The sequence below is a fragment of the Papillibacter cinnamivorans DSM 12816 genome (assembly GCF_900176335.1).
Lineage (GTDB): Bacteria > Bacillota > Clostridia > Oscillospirales > Oscillospiraceae > Papillibacter > Papillibacter cinnamivorans.
Genome location: NZ_FWXW01000004.1, coordinates 192606 through 209576 on the forward strand (window position 1 = coordinate 192606; position 16971 = coordinate 209576).

Annotated in this window: 19 protein-coding genes; 9 read left to right on the top strand and 10 right to left on the bottom strand. The window is 46.5% G+C overall.

Features of this window, described 5'->3' with window-relative positions; all coding sequences use genetic code 11:
- Positions 1 to 65 precede the first annotated feature (65 nt).
- The 7 genes from B9A13_RS07780 to B9A13_RS07810 all read right to left on the bottom strand — a co-directional run bounded on the left by B9A13_RS07780 (position 66) and on the right by B9A13_RS07810 (position 7663).
- A complete protein-coding gene (locus B9A13_RS07780) occupies positions 66 to 1175 on the bottom strand; it encodes an SAVED domain-containing protein (RefSeq protein ID WP_084234580.1) in 1110 nt (369 codons plus the stop codon).
- A complete protein-coding gene (locus B9A13_RS07785) occupies positions 1165 to 1629 on the bottom strand; it encodes a Mov34/MPN/PAD-1 family protein (protein WP_159448068.1) in 465 nt (154 codons plus the stop codon). Before B9A13_RS07785 ends, B9A13_RS07780 begins: the two co-directional genes overlap by 11 nt.
- Positions 1626 to 3359, bottom strand: coding sequence for a ThiF family adenylyltransferase (locus B9A13_RS07790; protein ID WP_084234582.1), 1734 nt, complete (start codon positions 3357 to 3359; stop codon positions 1626 to 1628). The genes B9A13_RS07785 and B9A13_RS07790 overlap by 4 nt, the downstream gene beginning before the upstream one ends.
- A gap of 32 nt (positions 3360 to 3391) precedes the next feature.
- Positions 3392 to 4393 (bottom strand): nucleotidyltransferase domain-containing protein, encoded by a 1002-nt coding sequence (locus B9A13_RS07795; RefSeq protein ID WP_084234583.1) that lies wholly within the window; start codon positions 4391 to 4393, stop codon positions 3392 to 3394.
- 486 nt (positions 4394 to 4879) lie between these two features.
- On the bottom strand, positions 4880 to 5755 hold the full coding sequence (locus tag B9A13_RS07800; protein ID WP_242942817.1) for a ParB/RepB/Spo0J family partition protein: 876 nt from the start codon (positions 5753 to 5755) through the stop codon (positions 4880 to 4882).
- 14 nt (positions 5756 to 5769) lie between these two features.
- Positions 5770 to 6255: a helix-turn-helix domain-containing protein gene (locus B9A13_RS07805; protein ID WP_084234585.1), complete on the bottom strand. Its 486-nt coding sequence runs from the start codon at positions 6253 to 6255 to the stop codon at positions 5770 to 5772.
- 754 nt (positions 6256 to 7009) lie between these two features.
- Positions 7010 to 7663: a Crp/Fnr family transcriptional regulator gene (locus B9A13_RS07810; RefSeq protein WP_084234586.1), complete on the bottom strand. Its 654-nt coding sequence runs from the start codon at positions 7661 to 7663 to the stop codon at positions 7010 to 7012.
- 107 nt (positions 7664 to 7770) lie between these two features.
- Here B9A13_RS07810 and B9A13_RS14685 point away from each other — a divergent pair, with 107 nt between their 5' ends.
- A complete protein-coding gene (locus B9A13_RS14685; RefSeq protein ID WP_084234587.1) occupies positions 7771 to 8406 on the top strand; it encodes a 4Fe-4S binding protein in 636 nt (211 codons plus the stop codon).
- Here the strand turns inward: B9A13_RS14685 and B9A13_RS07820 are convergent, their stop codons facing one another.
- Positions 8407 to 9066 (bottom strand): Crp/Fnr family transcriptional regulator, encoded by a 660-nt coding sequence (locus B9A13_RS07820; protein WP_084234588.1) that lies wholly within the window; start codon positions 9064 to 9066, stop codon positions 8407 to 8409.
- A gap of 115 nt (positions 9067 to 9181) precedes the next feature.
- Here B9A13_RS07820 and B9A13_RS07825 point away from each other — a divergent pair, with 115 nt between their 5' ends.
- The 7 genes from B9A13_RS07825 to B9A13_RS07855 all read left to right on the top strand — a co-directional run bounded on the left by B9A13_RS07825 (position 9182) and on the right by B9A13_RS07855 (position 14497).
- A complete protein-coding gene (locus B9A13_RS07825) occupies positions 9182 to 9886 on the top strand; it encodes a 4Fe-4S dicluster domain-containing protein (RefSeq protein ID WP_084234589.1) in 705 nt (234 codons plus the stop codon).
- A 14-nt stretch (positions 9887 to 9900) separates the two neighbouring features.
- Positions 9901 to 10215, top strand: a complete 315-nt coding sequence (locus B9A13_RS07830; RefSeq protein WP_084234590.1) for a cupin domain-containing protein — start codon at positions 9901 to 9903, stop codon at positions 10213 to 10215.
- A gap of 20 nt (positions 10216 to 10235) precedes the next feature.
- Positions 10236 to 10400, top strand: a complete 165-nt coding sequence (gene rd / locus B9A13_RS07835) for a rubredoxin (protein WP_084234591.1) — start codon at positions 10236 to 10238, stop codon at positions 10398 to 10400.
- A gap of 21 nt (positions 10401 to 10421) precedes the next feature.
- Positions 10422 to 12053: a hydroxylamine reductase gene (gene hcp, locus B9A13_RS07840; RefSeq protein WP_084234592.1), complete on the top strand. Its 1632-nt coding sequence runs from the start codon at positions 10422 to 10424 to the stop codon at positions 12051 to 12053.
- Positions 12054 to 12075: 22 nt separating this feature from the next.
- Positions 12076 to 12264: a ferredoxin gene (locus B9A13_RS07845; protein ID WP_084234593.1), complete on the top strand. Its 189-nt coding sequence runs from the start codon at positions 12076 to 12078 to the stop codon at positions 12262 to 12264.
- A gap of 249 nt (positions 12265 to 12513) precedes the next feature.
- The gene (locus B9A13_RS07850) at positions 12514 to 13047 is read left to right on the top strand and encodes an HD domain-containing protein (protein ID WP_084234594.1); all 534 of its coding nucleotides are present in this window, start codon (positions 12514 to 12516) and stop codon (positions 13045 to 13047) included.
- A gap of 196 nt (positions 13048 to 13243) precedes the next feature.
- Positions 13244 to 14497, top strand: a complete 1254-nt coding sequence (locus B9A13_RS07855; protein ID WP_084234595.1) for an ATP-binding protein — start codon at positions 13244 to 13246, stop codon at positions 14495 to 14497.
- 213 nt (positions 14498 to 14710) lie between these two features.
- On the opposite strand, the gene B9A13_RS07860 is transcribed toward B9A13_RS07855, so the two are convergent.
- Positions 14711 to 15577, bottom strand: a complete 867-nt coding sequence (locus B9A13_RS07860) for a ParB/RepB/Spo0J family partition protein (RefSeq protein WP_242942818.1) — start codon at positions 15575 to 15577, stop codon at positions 14711 to 14713.
- A gap of 14 nt (positions 15578 to 15591) precedes the next feature.
- Positions 15592 to 16077 carry a helix-turn-helix domain-containing protein gene (locus B9A13_RS07865; RefSeq protein WP_084234597.1) on the bottom strand — a complete coding sequence of 162 codons (486 nt, stop codon included), beginning with the start codon at positions 16075 to 16077 and terminating at the stop codon, positions 15592 to 15594.
- A 293-nt stretch (positions 16078 to 16370) separates the two neighbouring features.
- On the opposite strand from B9A13_RS07865, the gene B9A13_RS14690 reads away from it, so the two are divergent.
- Complete coding sequence (locus tag B9A13_RS14690; RefSeq protein WP_084234598.1) at positions 16371 to 16958, top strand: acyltransferase family protein; 588 nt, start codon at positions 16371 to 16373, stop codon at positions 16956 to 16958.
- Positions 16959 to 16971: the final 13 nt, after the last annotated feature.

A 16971-nucleotide genomic window follows, 5' to 3' on the forward strand; every position in this document is an offset into this window, starting at 1 on the left:
TTACAATCCATTGCCCTTGAGGAGTTTTGCTTTGAGGTTACAAAGGGATATGCCGAAAAAGATATCTAAACGCCTTCTTTTACTTCACACCTTATTACTGCCTTAGTATGGTCGGTCTCTCGAATGTCAATGCCCCAAGTATATCTTCCTGGTTCGTATTGATATACAATAATGCTGGGATATTGTTGTGTGCTCATTTGCTGAGCCAGATAAAATGTAAATGGCACTGAGGATGAAATTGCTAGGTGTATAGTTCGGATGCCTTTCTCTTTTACAAGCAGACGTATATCTTCTGCAATCCGGTCTGCATAGCTGCGAATTTTATTGTACGAGCTGAAGAAATCATAATCTTTTCTATCAATCTCAACCTTGTAAATGTGCATTGCATTATCTGGATCTATTGTGCGAAGGTCTTCATCCTTAATAGGGTAAGTGGTTGCAATAGCAACCAGAAGCTCATTGCTTTGCCTATTGTTATCTGGTTGAATGCAGTTAACCCAAGCCGCTTTATTATCATCGTGACAAGGTAGTTCTTTAAATTCTTGTGCGTCCTCTGTTACCCTGAATCTATGTAAAAGACGTATACGACATGTCTGACCGAACTGATGTCCTAAGCGAAATGTGAAGGGAGTATGCGCTACTCCATAATAGAAAATAATTGAACGCCAGTTTGTCTTTTTAATGTTGGCAAATGTTTCGTCTTGAGTTTTTATAGCTTGTATTATCTCTGCTTTGGAAGCATTTTGAGATTGAATTCTATAACCGATTTCAACCCTCTTGGCATAAAATGATTTTTTAAAATTAGCGTCCAAAATTGACAGATTGTGCCCCATCGTCGAATGCGCTATGAGCAAAGCTGGCTGGCGGTAAAGTATTTTAAGCGCCCACATCAAGAAGACGGCTATCGAAATAAAGATTATTACTGACTTGCCAGTAGGAGTTAACAACCCGTCTGAAAATGCAGGCCAAAAACTTGCAATTGTGTCATAAATATCCGCCTTTATTATCTTAACATCTTTAAGCTTGTCTTCTCCTAAAAAGGCAACAATCGCACAACAGGCGTCAAATACCGCTACAATTGCAAAACATTTATGAGGAATAGCCTTGCAGGCTTTTGCCAACTCACTTAGCCCCAAAATAATTTTATCCCAGACTTTCAATAGGTTATTCAGCATGCTGAACCAACTCCTTTATAATCCCTTTATCCACTGTCCAAAGCCGATAACTTTTTAGCCCCAAAATGATAAACAGCATCCACGGGGAATTTTGTTTCTTCTTCGCAATCTTCTTCCAACCACATGTATCTATGGTCGAAGGGATAGGATAATCTTCTCGATGGGTATGCCACTCTCCAAAATACATCTTCTGATATCCGGATTGCTCCCAAAACTGGTCCATATACTCTTGATGCCCAGAGCCTGAGCGGAGGAATCGAAAAGGAAGTTTACGGTCTCGTAGTTGTGGTTCGGTAACATTAGTTATGGTAAGGTGGGAACCGTCTTTCATTACACCAACTAAAATGCCGCCGGATTCATTTTGATAATCGTAAACCAACATACATATCCGATTTAATTTTACTACATCGGGTGAGAGTTCAACCGTAAGCTTATCATCATATTTGAATATCATGACACTGAATGCCTCCTTTGACAGACCGGGCATTTAGGGTTTGTTATTTCATCTGACGGGTTTTCTGAGTTGTAAAAATCAGAAACTTCATACCCCTGAGATAACAAGAGAGATGAATCACCGCGCCAAGTAAAAAAGTTATTTCTATTCAGTTTTCCTGTCAATATATCTACGGCTTTGTGCGCGGCATGAATTGCAGTTTGCTGTGAATCGAGTGCACTGTACGGAACAAAGGTGCTTGAACAACCAGATAGGCTCTTTTTAAAGTTTTGGTTTGGTGCAACCAGGCTCCCGCGAAAAGGCCGTAAAGTTCCTTCCAAAAAATCGCTATAATAGCAACGTAGACAAGATTTCTGACTCAGATTTGTTGTTATTACATGACCTCCAATCCCATAAGGCTCATTAAAACAGACTATAAACGGCGTTGGAATGTTGTTCTCAACCAGCGCCTTATTGATGGCCAGATTGATGGTTGGTTCCCCCAGAGCCGAAATCACCAGATCATATTGCGATAGTCTTTCCGGATTAGAAAGAATGACGGCCTCTACAGACCTATCCTGATAATTCATGGAATCGATATCCACGTCCGGGTATTTATCGCTCAGAACGCCTCGCAACAAATCCGCTTTGCTCTTACTGCTAGGCCTTCGCAATGCGTCATATCCCATAAAATGACGATATACATTCTCCGATTTAAAAGTGTCTTTATCTAACAAGTCTATTTGTGTTATACCCATCTGACACAGGTTGTTTGCAAGATATCCACCTACAGAGCCACATCCCAGCAACAACACCCTCTTATCCGTTAGAGAAAGCGCAGAGCCTCCCCGCGCCAGTAAATAATCGCGGTCTTCCCGGAGTAAATTTATTTGCATAACGCTGGTTTTTATTGAACTTTTCATTGGTGTTTTTCTTCGATTACTAAATCCAACGACAACCCCAAATAAAATATTGCCATCAGCGCCGGGCGAAATGAAAATGATATTGATGATTTTATTTTTCACCCGAGCATTCATAAGTTTAAAAAACTCATGGCTTATTTGGGCATCCGTGTTATCACGTATGTAGTGCATAACCGAAAACCAGTTATGTTGCTTGAATGGTGACGGGAAAGCACAACCTTGTTTCAAACCAATAACCAAAGCATACTCTTCAGGACTGTCTACTGCTGCCGTTGAATCGAGACCAAGGGTTTCGCAAATATATCTGTTTGCATCATCAGTAGAGTTGGCTAATAGGAGCGACTTCCCATATTTAAATAATGGGAACTCTTGAATAAATCCTTCTTTTTTCGGTATTTGAAGGATTGAAAAATATATAATTCCTGGTGTATATATCCCCCAATAAGACAAGAATTCTTTCTTTAGTTCTTCTTGGTAAAGATCAGTACCCGGTAAAATACTAAGTATTTGGGCCACCCGATCAAGGCAATCTATTACTAACTGTTCGGGTCTATTTATATCGAGAAGAAGTGCGGACTCGTCGGTCAAGCATATCTTGCCAGCTGGTGTCACATGAACATGTGGCTTAGAGGTGTTTTTAATAAAAATGTCTGGCAGGGCATAAGGGAACGACGCTTCAAACGCAATTGTGATCTCTCCATAGGACAAATAGTGACCTGAATAACATGCAACATAGGAATTACCGTCTTCGGTTGGATGCGAAGACGGTTGAAATGATAATCCTTGTTTTATATTTACGTCCCGGATAACTTTTTCTAAATCGACCATTTTGTTAATAAGGGACCCCTCCTATAAAAGCATCATGCTGATTCAGAACTACCCACCATGCTGCGGGTGGTCAGTATCGGAAAATCAGATCCAAACAAATCTTGAAGTAACGTGCATTTCTCAGATAAGGTGGTTTTTTTCTTTACTTCCTCAAGTTTATCGTCCATAGCAACGATCTTGTCATGGAAGGTTGTTTTTTGTTTTAGCGTCATTTTATCGAAGAGGTCGTTGTAAGGTTCTACGGGAAGATTAGCACTGATCGTATAATAAATTGAACTATCCTTAAAAATCATACTGAATTTGTTTTTTATGTTTTTAATCAAATTATGTAAGGCATCAAAATCATTATAGCTACGACTTGCAGTAATAGGGTCGTAGACAGAGGATGGCGAAAAAAGATTATACGCCAAAACCGTTAAGGCTATGCCGGTAGGAGCACCATTTCCGTCCGATGAGAACTTACGCACCTTCCATTTCTTCACATAGCGGATTACGCGCCGGAACTGCTCTGCGTCTTTGCCAGAGTGTTTATCCTGAACTAACTGGATCAATCCCTGCGGGTCAGACACTTCCCAGTGTTTTTCATCCGCATTTGAAAACTCTTTGCCCTTTGCTATGTAGAGCTTCCCGTCATCATTATCAGCAGCATAGCAAGCAAAATCCACATGATAGATTGGCTCGTTATCTTGCTGATACTGGACGGTTACGCAGGAACGCCTAATCGAGACAGATTGTGTGTGCCCAACTAAGGCGTCACGTACCCACTTTTTAACCACAACAGGGTCAGTATAGTCACTCTTGTTGATATCGAACTTTAGCCCAACATCAATATCATAATCCCCATCCTCAGGCTTAATCCCCGTGTTCATGGCATAGCTACCTTGATTGAAGGTCGTGTAAGAGGCTGCGTCTGTAGAAATTTCGTCTTTTAGTTTATTCAGAAGAATGTCGCGTTTATCTCGTAGTGTTTGGTTTTCGTCCTCCAGCTTGATATTATCGTGAAATTGGGTAAAGGCAGTTTGTAAAGTAGACATATTGAGCCTCCTGAAATCAAGATATAGATTTTTTATTAAATTGTATACCATATATTGCGATAATGCAAGGAGATAGGATGCTTAGTGTAAAACATAAGCGGGGATCTTTGTTTTCAACAAAGCGGAATCCAATCGGTCATTGGTCTATATTTGTGATTTTATCATAACGTCAGTCCAATAAATCGTACTTTGCCCTATATCATACAAAAAGCGATAGAGAACTACCGGATCAGCGACCAGACAAAGGCTTACCTACGAACGCTGAAAGTGAAATAAATAATCTCCGCCGTTGTTGTGAACTGGTGAAACGGCGGAGATTATCTTTTATTACTGCTACAAGGTCAACCGGGCAATTTTTTCACGACACATTCACCGTCTGTGTGCGGGGAGTGCGAGTTATAGACAAAATCCATGCTTCAATTGTCATTTGATAAAATGTTTATAACTCGACTAAAGTCGTTTGTATTTTTGTGTCTCGCGGTGCGTTCAGCGAGCATCGTCCCTGGACTTCTGCAGTTTCCGCTGGCGTTCGGCCAGCATCCGGAGGATGGATTGTTCCATTTGCTCCGCGGTATAGCCTTTGGGAAAATAGGCGGCGAATTTGTCGGCGCGGAAGGTCAGCTTGTCCCGTTGATTGGCCTTCTGCTCGGACATGATTTTGATGAGCTCCAGCTCGGTCAGCTTTCCGGTCTGCTGGAGCGCTTTCAGCCGAACTGCCTGGGACAGGGACGGCGTACACTGCTGCATCCGGCAGAAATCCAGAAGAATTTCCTGCTTCTTTTTCGGCAGGTAGGAGAGTTCCACTGCCGGGGACATGGCGATGCTCTTTTCATCCACTAGCCTCAACAGGTCTGGGATGAGGTTGGTAAGTCGGATATATCGCTGAATTTGCACCCGGCTATCTTCTGAACCGTCTGCCAGACTTTGAATTGATTTCTTCCCCTCCGGCTTGTGCCCAAGTTGGGCACAAGTTAAATCTGTGCGTTTTCCCTGATGCTTCATGGCTTCAAGTTTCATCTTGTAGGCAAACGCCTTTTCGCTGGGCAACAGGTTTTCCCGCTGCTGGTTCGAATCCACCATGATGATGGTGGCGGCGTCATCGTCCAAATCTCTGATGACCACCGGCATGGTGGCCATGTCCGCAAGTTCGCTGGCGGCCTTGCGGCGGTGGCCGGAGATCAGCTCATATCCGCCCTCGGGCTTTGGCCGCACGATGCCCGGCGTGACGACGCCGTGATCGGCGATGCTTTTAGCCAGCTCCCGTAGCTCGTCATCCTGTTCCACATGGAAGGGGTGGTTTTTGAACGGATGTAATTCCGTCAGCGCGATCTCGTGGATTTTCTCCCGCTTATCGTCATCCATAATTATTTCTCCTTTCATTCTTCTGCCTGTTCTTTGATTTCCCCCTCCGTCAGCCGCTTCGCCGCTACATATTTCTGATAGACATAGGCGGGTTGATCGGGCTTGGTCATGACGAGAGTCCCCTCGGCCACCAGCGGCTGGAGAACGGATTCCATAAAGAAACGCTTGTCCGCAAGGTCCAGAAACTCCTGAATCTGCTTGCGGCTTTTCGGCTCCTGACAGAATACGGTCACGGCCGCCTTGCGCTGTTTGCGGAAGCTCTCCTGCCGGATGAAGCCGTACCGCTGGATGTATTCGATGATCCACAGCTTGGCGGTTCGCACATCCCGGCTGTCCTTGAAGCTCTTGATCTCGCCGGAACGGAACATCCGGTACACCCGCTTGATTGGCAGGCGCAGCATGCTTGCCGCCTCCTGGGCCGTTACGATATCCTCGTACTCGGAAAACATCATCATGTAGCACTCGTCGATGGTATATGTAGTCTTATTCTGTTTGCTCATAGTCCGTCTCCTGTTTCTGTTTTTCGGCAGACAGAAAAAGAGCGGGCATTTTCGAAAGAATCTCACACATTCGTCCTCGATTTCGCGCGTTTTGCTCGCAAAAAATCGAAAAGACGTTTTGAATGAGGTATTTTCGGAAATGCCCGCGTATCAAGGCTTTCCGGGTTTTAGACCCCGAAAAGGCTTAAATTGCAGGGGTTTTTTGGTCGCCTGGATCAGCCTTGTCTCACCACAGCTCGCCTCAGGTCACCAGAGCAGAATGTTGCTCGAAAGGTAAACAGCCACATTGGTGAGTTGAGGTAAACTCCCACACTATCACATTAGCCAAAAACCTAGTGTTATCAATGCTTTCCAGGCTTTCTGCGTTTTATGGAAAGCCAGTTTTTTATAACTGGTTTTTGAGGCACTTACATCACTTTCGAAATTTTGCTTACTGAACCGTATGATGTAAAAAGTGCTGATATTGCGGGGAAAATGAGGCAAACAAACAACCTTCCTCGGGATCATTTTCCGAAGATATCACTATTTTGCTTTCAGTGCCCTGACTTTTGAAGCATTTTCAGGGCTTAAAAAATTAAGACATATCAAAGTGGTAAATGTGTTATATATTCTCACTCCTTGCGGTTCATTTGTTGATGGGTTGCTCGAAAAGAGTACCAAATGGAAAACAAATCGAGCATTTGGAGGAAAGAAAAATCCCGTTTATCCTGCTTCCGGTAAGCAGAATGAACGGGATGCTAAGCTGTCTTTAGGATTATTCCTTTAGAAGTTCAATATAATCCGAGCCGAACTTTATCAATCCTTCATCTCTCATTTTTGCCAACTCCCTTGATAAGGATGTACGCTGAACGCCGATTTTTTCCGCAAGTGCCTTTTTCGTCATGTTCAGCTTGATATGATTTGAGTTTTGATTTTTATATTCATGTTTAAGAAAACTGATTACGCTTTCGCGTATCGTTCTGCTGACGTAATGCCTGATTTTATCTCCTAGGAGATATGCGTGATCCGATATAAATTCCAGATAGATTCTTAGGAAATCCCGGTTTTCGGAGAACAGTTCAAACAGCCGCTCCTTGTTGATTTTTAAGATGATCGTAGGTCCCTGCGACGTAATAGTCATCGGATAATACGGATTTTTGGAAAAGAGAAGATTTCCGCCCAGGATGTCGTTTTCAAAAAACTCCGCGACGGTCAGCAGGCCCCCGTTGGAATCAATCCGTTCCACGGAAACTTTTCCTGAAAGGATGATTTCCAGCTTCAAACAAGGTTCACCCTCAAAATGCACGACGCTGTTCTCGCCGTATACCGCCGTTTGAAAACTTCCGTCGCTGAAATATCCACTTATCAGGTCTTTCGGCATATCTTTCAGAAGATCCGCTTTTTTAATCAGATCAATATATTTGTTCAATATAAATTCCTCCCGAATGGTGTTACCTTGGTAACGCCATTTTCATGATTATATCTGTATAATTAAAACGGATCAAGAAAAAGTCAAAAGAGTGGAGGGGAAGTACTATGAAATATATCGCTGCAGTTATTCGTTTGCTGTTTCTGGTTTTGTTCTTCTTTTTAGCCGTTCAGGCCAAGACGGCGCTGTGGCTTGGATTGTTTGCCGCAAGCCTTTTGGCTGCTTTGTTTTTCGGGAGACTTTATTGCGGATATGTCTGCCCCATGAATACCTGCATGATTCCGGCGGAGTGGCTTTCCAAAAAGCTTAAACTTCAGGTAAAGGATACTCCCAGATGGCTGAAAAACGGTTATTTCTCATGGATTGCTCTGGCCGTCAGCATAGCGGCGATGCTGCTTTCCAAAAGATTTCTTCATATCAATTTACCGGTCCTTCTCATATGGGTTGCCGTATCTGTTCTTGTGTCCCTGAGATACAGGCCCGCTGTATTTCATAATACCATCTGCCCGTTCGGAGCGCTGCAAAGAACATTCGGCAGATTTGCGCGCATGTCCGAAAAAGTCGATATAAGCGCCTGCGTTGGCTGCGGATTATGCGAAAGGGTATGTCCTTCCGACGCGATTGCGGTAAGCGGACCCAATAAGAAAGCCATCATTAACGTTTCGTTGTGCCATCAGTGCACGAATTGCCGGCAGGCCTGTCCCAAGGAAGCAATCCGGTATACAGGCGTTAAAAAAGGGTAATTACAGAAGCTCGAACTGATTTTTGTGAAACTTCAGGACGCCGTCATCTCTGAGCTTTGAAAGCTCAGCCGACATGGCGCTGCGCTCGACGGAAAGGTAGTCCGCGAGTTCCTGCCGGTTGAACGGAATACAAAATCGGCTGCTTCCCGCTTTTTTTGCCTCGGCCGAAAGGTATGCCATAAGCTTTTCGCGGGTGCTTCGTTTTGAGGTAAATTCAATTTTCTGCGTCAGCGATATGTTTTTCATGGATACGATACTCAGCATATTCTGAATGAGCCTGCTGTGAAAACCGCACGCCTTGGCGCACGGAACGGCAAGCCTGTGACAGTCGATAAAGAGGAGCTCGCTTTCGGTCGTTGTGATAACACTGACCGGAAGCGTTTTCATTTCCGCGCAGGCAAAGGATTCCCCAAACAGGTTTCCAATGTCGATTTTGGCAAGGATACTTCTGTTCCCATAATAGTCGTCCTGAACAACCTGAACTTCCCCCGACAAAACGATGCCGAACCGCTCAATTCTTTCGCCGCTGGAAAATACGGTTTGACCTTTTCCATATTGAATCGCTTTTGCGGACAGGCACGATAAAAGCGGCTGTAAATCTGATTCTTCAATGCCTTTGAATAATTGCACCGTTTTCAGTACACTCATATAATTTTTCATAATATCCTCTTTCGTTGGAATTCCAACATACTTATTACCTTAAGAATAGTAAACTCAAGACATAAAGTCAACAAGAATATGAAACAAAGCACTCGAAAGAAAAGGTGAACGGGACATGATTCGAAAAATTGTCCGAATTGACGAAGAAAAATGTAACGGCTGCGGACTGTGTGCAAAAGCCTGCCATGAAGGCGCGATCGGCATGGTAAACGGAAAAGCGAAGCTTCTCAGAGACGATTACTGCGACGGTCTGGGCGACTGCCTGCCGGCCTGCCCGACGGGTGCCATCAGTTTTGAAGAACGCGAAGCGAAAGAATACGACGAAGCCGCCGTAAAGAAAAGCAAGCTGAGCAAACAGGAAGAAACACCGGCCTGCGGATGCCCGGGAACACAGCCCAAAACCATTCGCCGGGAAGCCGGATGCGAAATCGCCCGGACCGAATCATTTGAGAATAAAAGCCAGCTCACGCAGTGGCCGGTCCAAATTAAGCTTGCGCCGGTTAACGCGCCGTATTTTGCAGGCGCGAACCTGCTGATCGCTGCCGACTGTACGGCCTATGCTTACGGCGATTTCCACAACAGGTTTATCAGGAATAAAGTGACCCTGATCGGCTGCCCCAAGCTTGACGAAGGGGATTACAGCGAAAAATTGACGGAGATCATTAAAAACAACAGCATTAAAAGCGTCACGGTCGTGCGCATGGACGTACCCTGCTGCGGAGGGATCGAAAACGCGATAAAAAAGGCGCTTCAAAACAGCGGAAAAATGATTCCTTGGCAGATTGTCACGATTTCGCCCGATGGCAAAATACTTGATTGAAAGGGGTACGCGTTATGATAGAAAAAGAGTATAAGCTGTCCGGAACCAATAAAAAAGCCATAGAAAAAGTCCTGTTTGACGAAAACCTTCATTACCTCCACATGGTGTTTAACAAAGGCGAGGGATTGCCGGAGCACTTTTCCAATTCTAACGTGTATATGACCGTCATTCGCGGAAGGCTCTCCATTGGCCTTGATGAGCAGGAAATCCACGAGTACGAAGCCGGAACCCTACTGAAGATTCCGTTCCAAACTAAAATGAATGTCAGAAATGTGCATGACGAAACGCTGGAGTTAATTGTCGTAAAAGCGCCCGCTCCAAAAAGCTGAGAAAACGAGGCGGAAACCAGATGAAAAAGTACAGGTGTATCCCCTGCGGATATATCTATGATCCCGCGCTTGGCGATCCTGACAGTGGCATCGCGCCCGACACGTCATTTGAAGATTTGCCCGATAATTGGCAGTGCCCTATTTGTTTTGTCGGTAAGGACGATTTTGAACCTATTGAAGACTAAATTTTAAAGGAGGAAGCAAAAATGAGTATGTTTTGTTATCAGTGTCAGGAAACTGCTGGAGGAAAGGGCTGCGCGGTGCGCGGAGTCTGCGGAAAAAGCGAAGAAGTGGCAAAACTTCAGGATCTTCTGATTTACACTCTCAAGGGCATTTCAGAAATTGTAGTCAAAGGAAAGTTGGACGTCAAAAACCTCGGCGAGACAAATTATGAAGTTTTCAGCAGCCTGTTCATGACCATTACCAACGCGAATTTCGACGATGGATCGATTGAAAAACAGATCATGAAAATGATTGCCGCCAGAGATAAACTGAGGGGTTCCGTTCCTTCCGCGGGTCTGCACGACGCGGCGACCTTTACTGTGAGCGCCAGGGCGTCCATGCTGGAAAAGGCAGCCTCCGTCGGCGTGCTGGCAACCGCAGACGAAGATGTGCGTTCTCTCCGCGAAATGATCACATACGGCCTTAAGGGCATGGCGGCCTATGCCGAGCACGCGAAAAACATTGGAAAAGAAGATTTTACCATTAACGCTTTCATCTATGAGGCGCTGGCGGCAACGCTGGACGATTCCCTCACCGCCGATGATCTGGTGGCGCTGACGCTGAAAACGGGCGAATACGGCGTCAAGGTTATGGCACTTCTGGACGAGGCTAATACATCAAGGTTCGGCAATCCGGAGATCACCGAGGTCGATATCGGCGTCAGAAAAAATCCCGCGATCCTGATTTCGGGCCACGATCTGACCGATCTGGAACAGCTTTTGGAACAGACTAAAGGCACCGGCGTGGATGTTTATACCCACAGCGAGATGCTGCCCGCCCACTACTACCCGGATTTCAAGAAATATGAAAACTTTGCCGGAAATTACGGCAATGCATGGTGGAAACAGCTTGACGAATTCGTATCTTTCCATGGCCCCATCCTTTTCACCACCAACTGCATCGTCCCGCCAAGAAGCGAAGAGGTCCGGGGTAGAATCTTTACCACGGGTTCCACGGGCTATCCCGGCTGCAGGCACATTGAAGCCGACGAAAACGGCAAAAAGGATTTTTCAGAAATCATCGCGCTTGCCAAAACCCTTCCCGCACCCGATGAGATCGAGACAGGCAGTATCGTCGGCGGTTTTGCCCATAACCAGGTGATAGCTCTGGCGGATAAGGTTGTTGACGCCGTCAAATCCGGCGCGATCAAAAAGTTCTTCGTTATGGCCGGCTGCGACGGACGCATGAAATCCAGAGAATACTACACTGAGTTTGCCGAGAAGCTTCCGAAGGACACGGTGATTCTGACGGCGGGCTGTGCGAAGTATCGCTATAACAAACTAAAGCTGGGCGACATCGGCGGGATTCCGAGAGTTCTGGACGCCGGGCAATGCAACGACTCCTATTCTCTGGTGGTCATCGCCCTGAAGCTCAAAGAGGTGTTCGGGCTCGACGACATTAACAAGCTGCCGATTGCCTACAATATTTCCTGGTATGAGCAGAAGGCCGTCATTGTACTCCTGGCCCTGCTGTATCTGGGCGTGAAAGATATCCACCTCGGCCCCACGCTTCCGGGTTTCCTGTCTCCGAATGTTGCCAAGGTATTGGTTGAAAAATTCGGTATTGCGGGTATCGGAACGGCTGACGACGATATCAAACTGTTTATGGACGCCTGATTTAAGAAAGGAGTCCCAGCATATGAAAGCGACAATCGACAGGGAAGGCTGTATTTCATGCGGACTATGCGCATCGACTTGTCCGGAGGTATTCCGGATGGCTGATGACGGGCGCGCGGAGGTTTGCGCGGACCCTGTTCCTGAATCTGCGGAAGACGCGGCAGTTGAAGCGCGTGATAACTGTCCTGTCTCTGTTATCACGGTGGAATAGTCATGAATAAGCGCCCTTCTGAAAGGTTTCGGCAGTTCAGAAGGGCGCTTTAACATTTAGTCTCGAATCGATTATGGTATAGTTATTATTAATTTTATGTTTTGCAGCCATAAAATGTAAATTGAGAGCCTTATCGAAAAAAGACATCAGCAAAGTATGCCCGTTACCCATTATGATTGACTGCCTGAATATGATGTGGAACGGGCGGATAAAACAATAACCTTCTGAAAGAGAGGCAAGGGGTGCAAAATGAGCCATATCGGACAGGTAATCAACGCTATGATCGCATATTACGCCGGAGATGTACGGAGAATCAGCCATTTTTTGAAAGTATACGGTTTTTCCAAGGCAATTGGAGAGATGGAAGGCCTCGACAAAAGCACGCAGGAGATTGTTGAAATCGCGGCGCTTACTCATGACATTGGAATTAAAAACAGCGAAAAGAAATATAACAGTTCCGCCGGGAACTATCAGCAGCTCGAAGGCCCGCCGGAAGCAAAAAAACTTTTGGAGGAGTTAGGTACCGAATCAAGTGTTATTGACCGAGTATGCTGGCTCATCGCGCATCATCATACCTATACGGACATTAAGGAGATCGATTATCAGATATTAGTTGAGGCGGACTTTCTGGTTAATGCTGATGAAGATAATATGTCTCCGGAAACAATACTGAAAATTAAAAACAAGATTTTCAGAACCAGTACAGGAAATACATTTATTAGTACATTGTTTGAGGCAACTTCAAAGTCACATCCGGGAAAAAGTCCAACGCAGAATGATTAATAATGCACCTTAGCATTTGATATATTACCGGTACCAATCAATCTGAAATGCGGAAAGAGCTTCTTTTATCTAAGTGCGGGGAAAATCAGATATACGTATTGACACGCCATCAAATATCGGCTAAACTAAAATAGTATTTTATTTTGGCCGAATATTTTCTTTTGTTATCGTCTATAATGGAAGTGAGGTGCTGACAATGTATATCAAAAGAGCGATTGAGAATTCCATCATAAAAATCTCAGATACCTTTTCCGTGTTGCTTCTGACAGGGCCGAGACAGGTTGGAAAGACAACTCTCCTGCAACATCTGGCAGAACCGGACCGAACCTATATTACACTGGATGATCCGGACGTGCGCTTTCTCGCGAAGAACGACCCTGCTTTGTTTATGCAGAGATACACTCCTCCGGTCATCATCGACGAAATTCAGTATGCGCCGGAGATCCTTCCGTACATCAAGATGAGTGTTGACCGCTCAAAAGACAGAGGAGATTTCTGGCTTACCGGCTCCCAGATGTTTCATATGATGAAAAATGTCAGTGAGTCTCTGGCAGGCCGCGTCGGAATTGTAAATCTGCTTGGCCTGTCAGGCAGCGAAATTGATCGTATCCCGTCCGAGCCCTTTACAACCACACCCGAAAGACTTATGGCCAGGGCGAAAACGGCGCGTAAAATGTCTCTTGCCGATATATACGAGCGCATTTTCCGGGGTGGAATGCCGGCCTTGTATACGGGTGATGAGATTAACCTGGAGACTTTCTATTCCTCCTATATGAACACCTACCTTCAGCGGGACATCAAGGATCTGACGCAGGTGGCGGACGAAATGTCCTTCTATAACTTCATGGTCGCCGTCGCGGCCAGGACCGCAAAGCCGATCATCTATGACGAACTGGCGAAGGACGCCGGAATCAGCGCGCCCACCGCGAAAAAGTGGCTCTCCATTCTGGTTTCATCCCGTATCGTGGCACTGGTTCAACCCTATCACAACAATGTTCTGAAACGTATAGTGAAAACGCCCCTTCTGCATTTTTTGGATACGGGGCTCTGCGCATACCTGCTGAAATGGGGCAACGCGGAGATTCTTGAGAGAGGCGCTATGGCGGGCTCGTTCTTTGAAAGCTGGGTTTTCTCCGAGATTTACAAAAGCTACCTGAATGCAGGGAAGGAACCGCCCATCTTCTATTATCGCGATAAGGACAAGAAAGAAATTGACCTGTTGCTCCATTATGACGGCGCGCTGTATCCCATCGAAATCAAAAAATCGGCATCGCCCGGCTCGGAGGCCATTAAACATTTCAAAGTGCTTAATCCGGTAACCGAGCCCGAACGATTCGGCGAACTGGAGCAATACAAGCTGGATATTGGAACCGGTGCTGTTGTCTGCATGGCAACCGATCTTCTCCCGATCGATAAGAGAAACTGGTATGTACCCGCGTGGCTGTTATGATTTCCAAAATACAAAACCCCATATTGACTGCTTGAAAAACAAGCAGCGAAACGGGATTTTGTGCTCAAACTAATTCGTTCATAATACAGTATAAATCCTTGAATCGATTCAAGATGAGTCGCCAATTTTTTACTGATCCCGTTATTATCCGAGGAGATGTCAATTGAGCAGAATAGTTTTTTGATATAATCGCATTAATGCCTCGCGGCACATTCAGCGCTCATTGTCTCTGGCCTTTTTCAGTTTCTGCTGGCGCTCGGCCAGCATCCGGAGAATGGATTTTTCCATCTGCTCTGCGGTATAGCCTTTGGGGAAATAGGCGGCGAATTTGTCGGCGCGAAAGGTCAGCTTGTCCCGTTGATTGGCCTTCTGTTCGGACATGATCTTGATAAGCTCCAGCTCGGTCAGCTTGCCGGTTTGCTGGAGTGCTTTCAGCCGCACCGCTTGGGACAGAGACGGCGTGCACTGCTGCATCCGGCAGAAATCCAGAAGAATTTCCTGCTTTTTCTTCGGCAGGCAAGAGAGCTCTACTGCCGGGGACATGGCAATGCTCTTTTCGTCCACGAGCTTCAGCAGATCGGGGATGAGATTGGTGAGGCGGATAAAGCGGCGAACAGTATCCCCACTGATACCTGCCTGAGCGGCAATTTCATCATCACTTCTGAAATTCGCCGCAACTTGCGGCGAATTAGCTTTTGGCCTGCCAGCTTGCCGCTTTATTGCCTCAAGCTTCATCTTGTAGGCAAACGCTTTCTCGCTGGGAAGCAGGTTTTCTCGCTGCTGATTCGAGTCCACCATAATGATGGTGGCTGCGTCATCGTCTAGTTCCCGTATGACCACCGGCATGGTGGCCACGCCCGCAAGTTCGCTGGCGGCTTTTCGGCGGTGGCCGGAGATCAGCTCATAGCCGCCCTCAGGTTTGGACCGCACGATACCCGGAGTGACGACGCCGTGATCGGCAATGCTTTTCGCCAGTTCCCGCAGTTCGTCGTCCTGTTCCACATGGAAAGGGTGGTTTTTGAACGGATGTAAATCAGTCAGCGCGATTTCGTGGATCTTCTCCCTCTTATCGTCATCCATAATTATTTCTCCTTTCATTCTTCGACCTGTTCTTTGATCTCCTGCCCGGTCAGCCGCTTTGCCGCCACATACTTCTGGTGGACGTAGGCGGGCTGGTCGGGCTTGGTCATGACGAGGGTCCCCTCAGCCACCAGTGGCTGCAGGACGGATTCCATAAAGAACCGCTTGTCTGCGAGGTCTAGAAACTCCTGAATCTGCTTGCGGCTTTTCGGCTCCTGACAAAACACAGTAACAGCCGCTTTACGTTGCTTCCGAAAACTCTCCTGCCGGATGAAGCCATAGCGCTGGACATACTCGATGATCCATAGCTTGGCGGTACGGACATCGCGTGCGTCCTTAAAGCTTTTGATCTCGCCGGAGCGGAACATCCGATATACCCGCTTTACCGGCAGGCGCAGCATGCTTGCCGCCTCCTGGGCCGTTACGATATCCTCGTACTCGGAGAACATCATCATGTAACACTCGTCGATGGTATATGTAGTCTTATTCTGTTTGCTCATAGTCCGTCTCCTGTTTCTGTTTTTCGGCAGACAGAAAAAGAGCGGGCATTTTCGAAAGAATCTCACACATTCGTCCTCGATTTCGCGCGTTTTGCTCGCAAAAAATCGAAAAGACGTTTTGAATGAGGTATTCTCGGAAATGCCCGCGTATAAAGGCTTTCCGGGTTTCAGGCCCCGAAAAGCTCTGTATTGCAGGGGGTTTGCGGTCGCCTGGATCAGCCTTGTCTCACCACAGCTCGCCTCAGGTCGCCGGAGCGGTCAATTGCTCGAAATCAGTTTGACGGCAACGTCACGTGGGTTCGAATCCCGCCATCTCCGCCAAAAAGCCAGTAAACGCAAGGGCTTGCTGGATTTTCCATGTCTGGAATTCTGATCTGTTACTCCCCGAAAATGAAAATGTTGTTAATGTTATCCCGCCTGTTTTTATGGGACTTTTGTTTTTGTTCTCGGGGTATTTCACCCCCGGGTCGCTTCAGCGCAAGGGACCCGGAACCTTCCTGAAGGACAGGCTGATGCGCCTCGGAATCCCCCCGCTTTTTTACGTTTTACTATTGAGCCCCATAGCGTCATGGGGATATCAGAGGTTGCATTCGCCCGCCGGGAGCGCGGCGTCAGGCCGCTTCAACCTGGGGGTGATGTGGTTTGTGGTGATGCTGTTCGTACTCGACCTGGGGTATCTTGCCTGGCGCATGACAATGAAAAAAAACCGGAGCGCCCGGCCGCGACTGCGTTTTCCAGGCTTACGTTCCCTAAAATTGCCTTCTTCACGCTGGCGCTGGCGACTGTCAGCTATCTGTTCCGGATCGTTGTTCCGTATGGCACGTCTTTGCTCGAGTTCCCGTCGCTTGCCTATCTGCCGCAATACCTGGGCTTCTTTCTGATCGGGATTCTTGC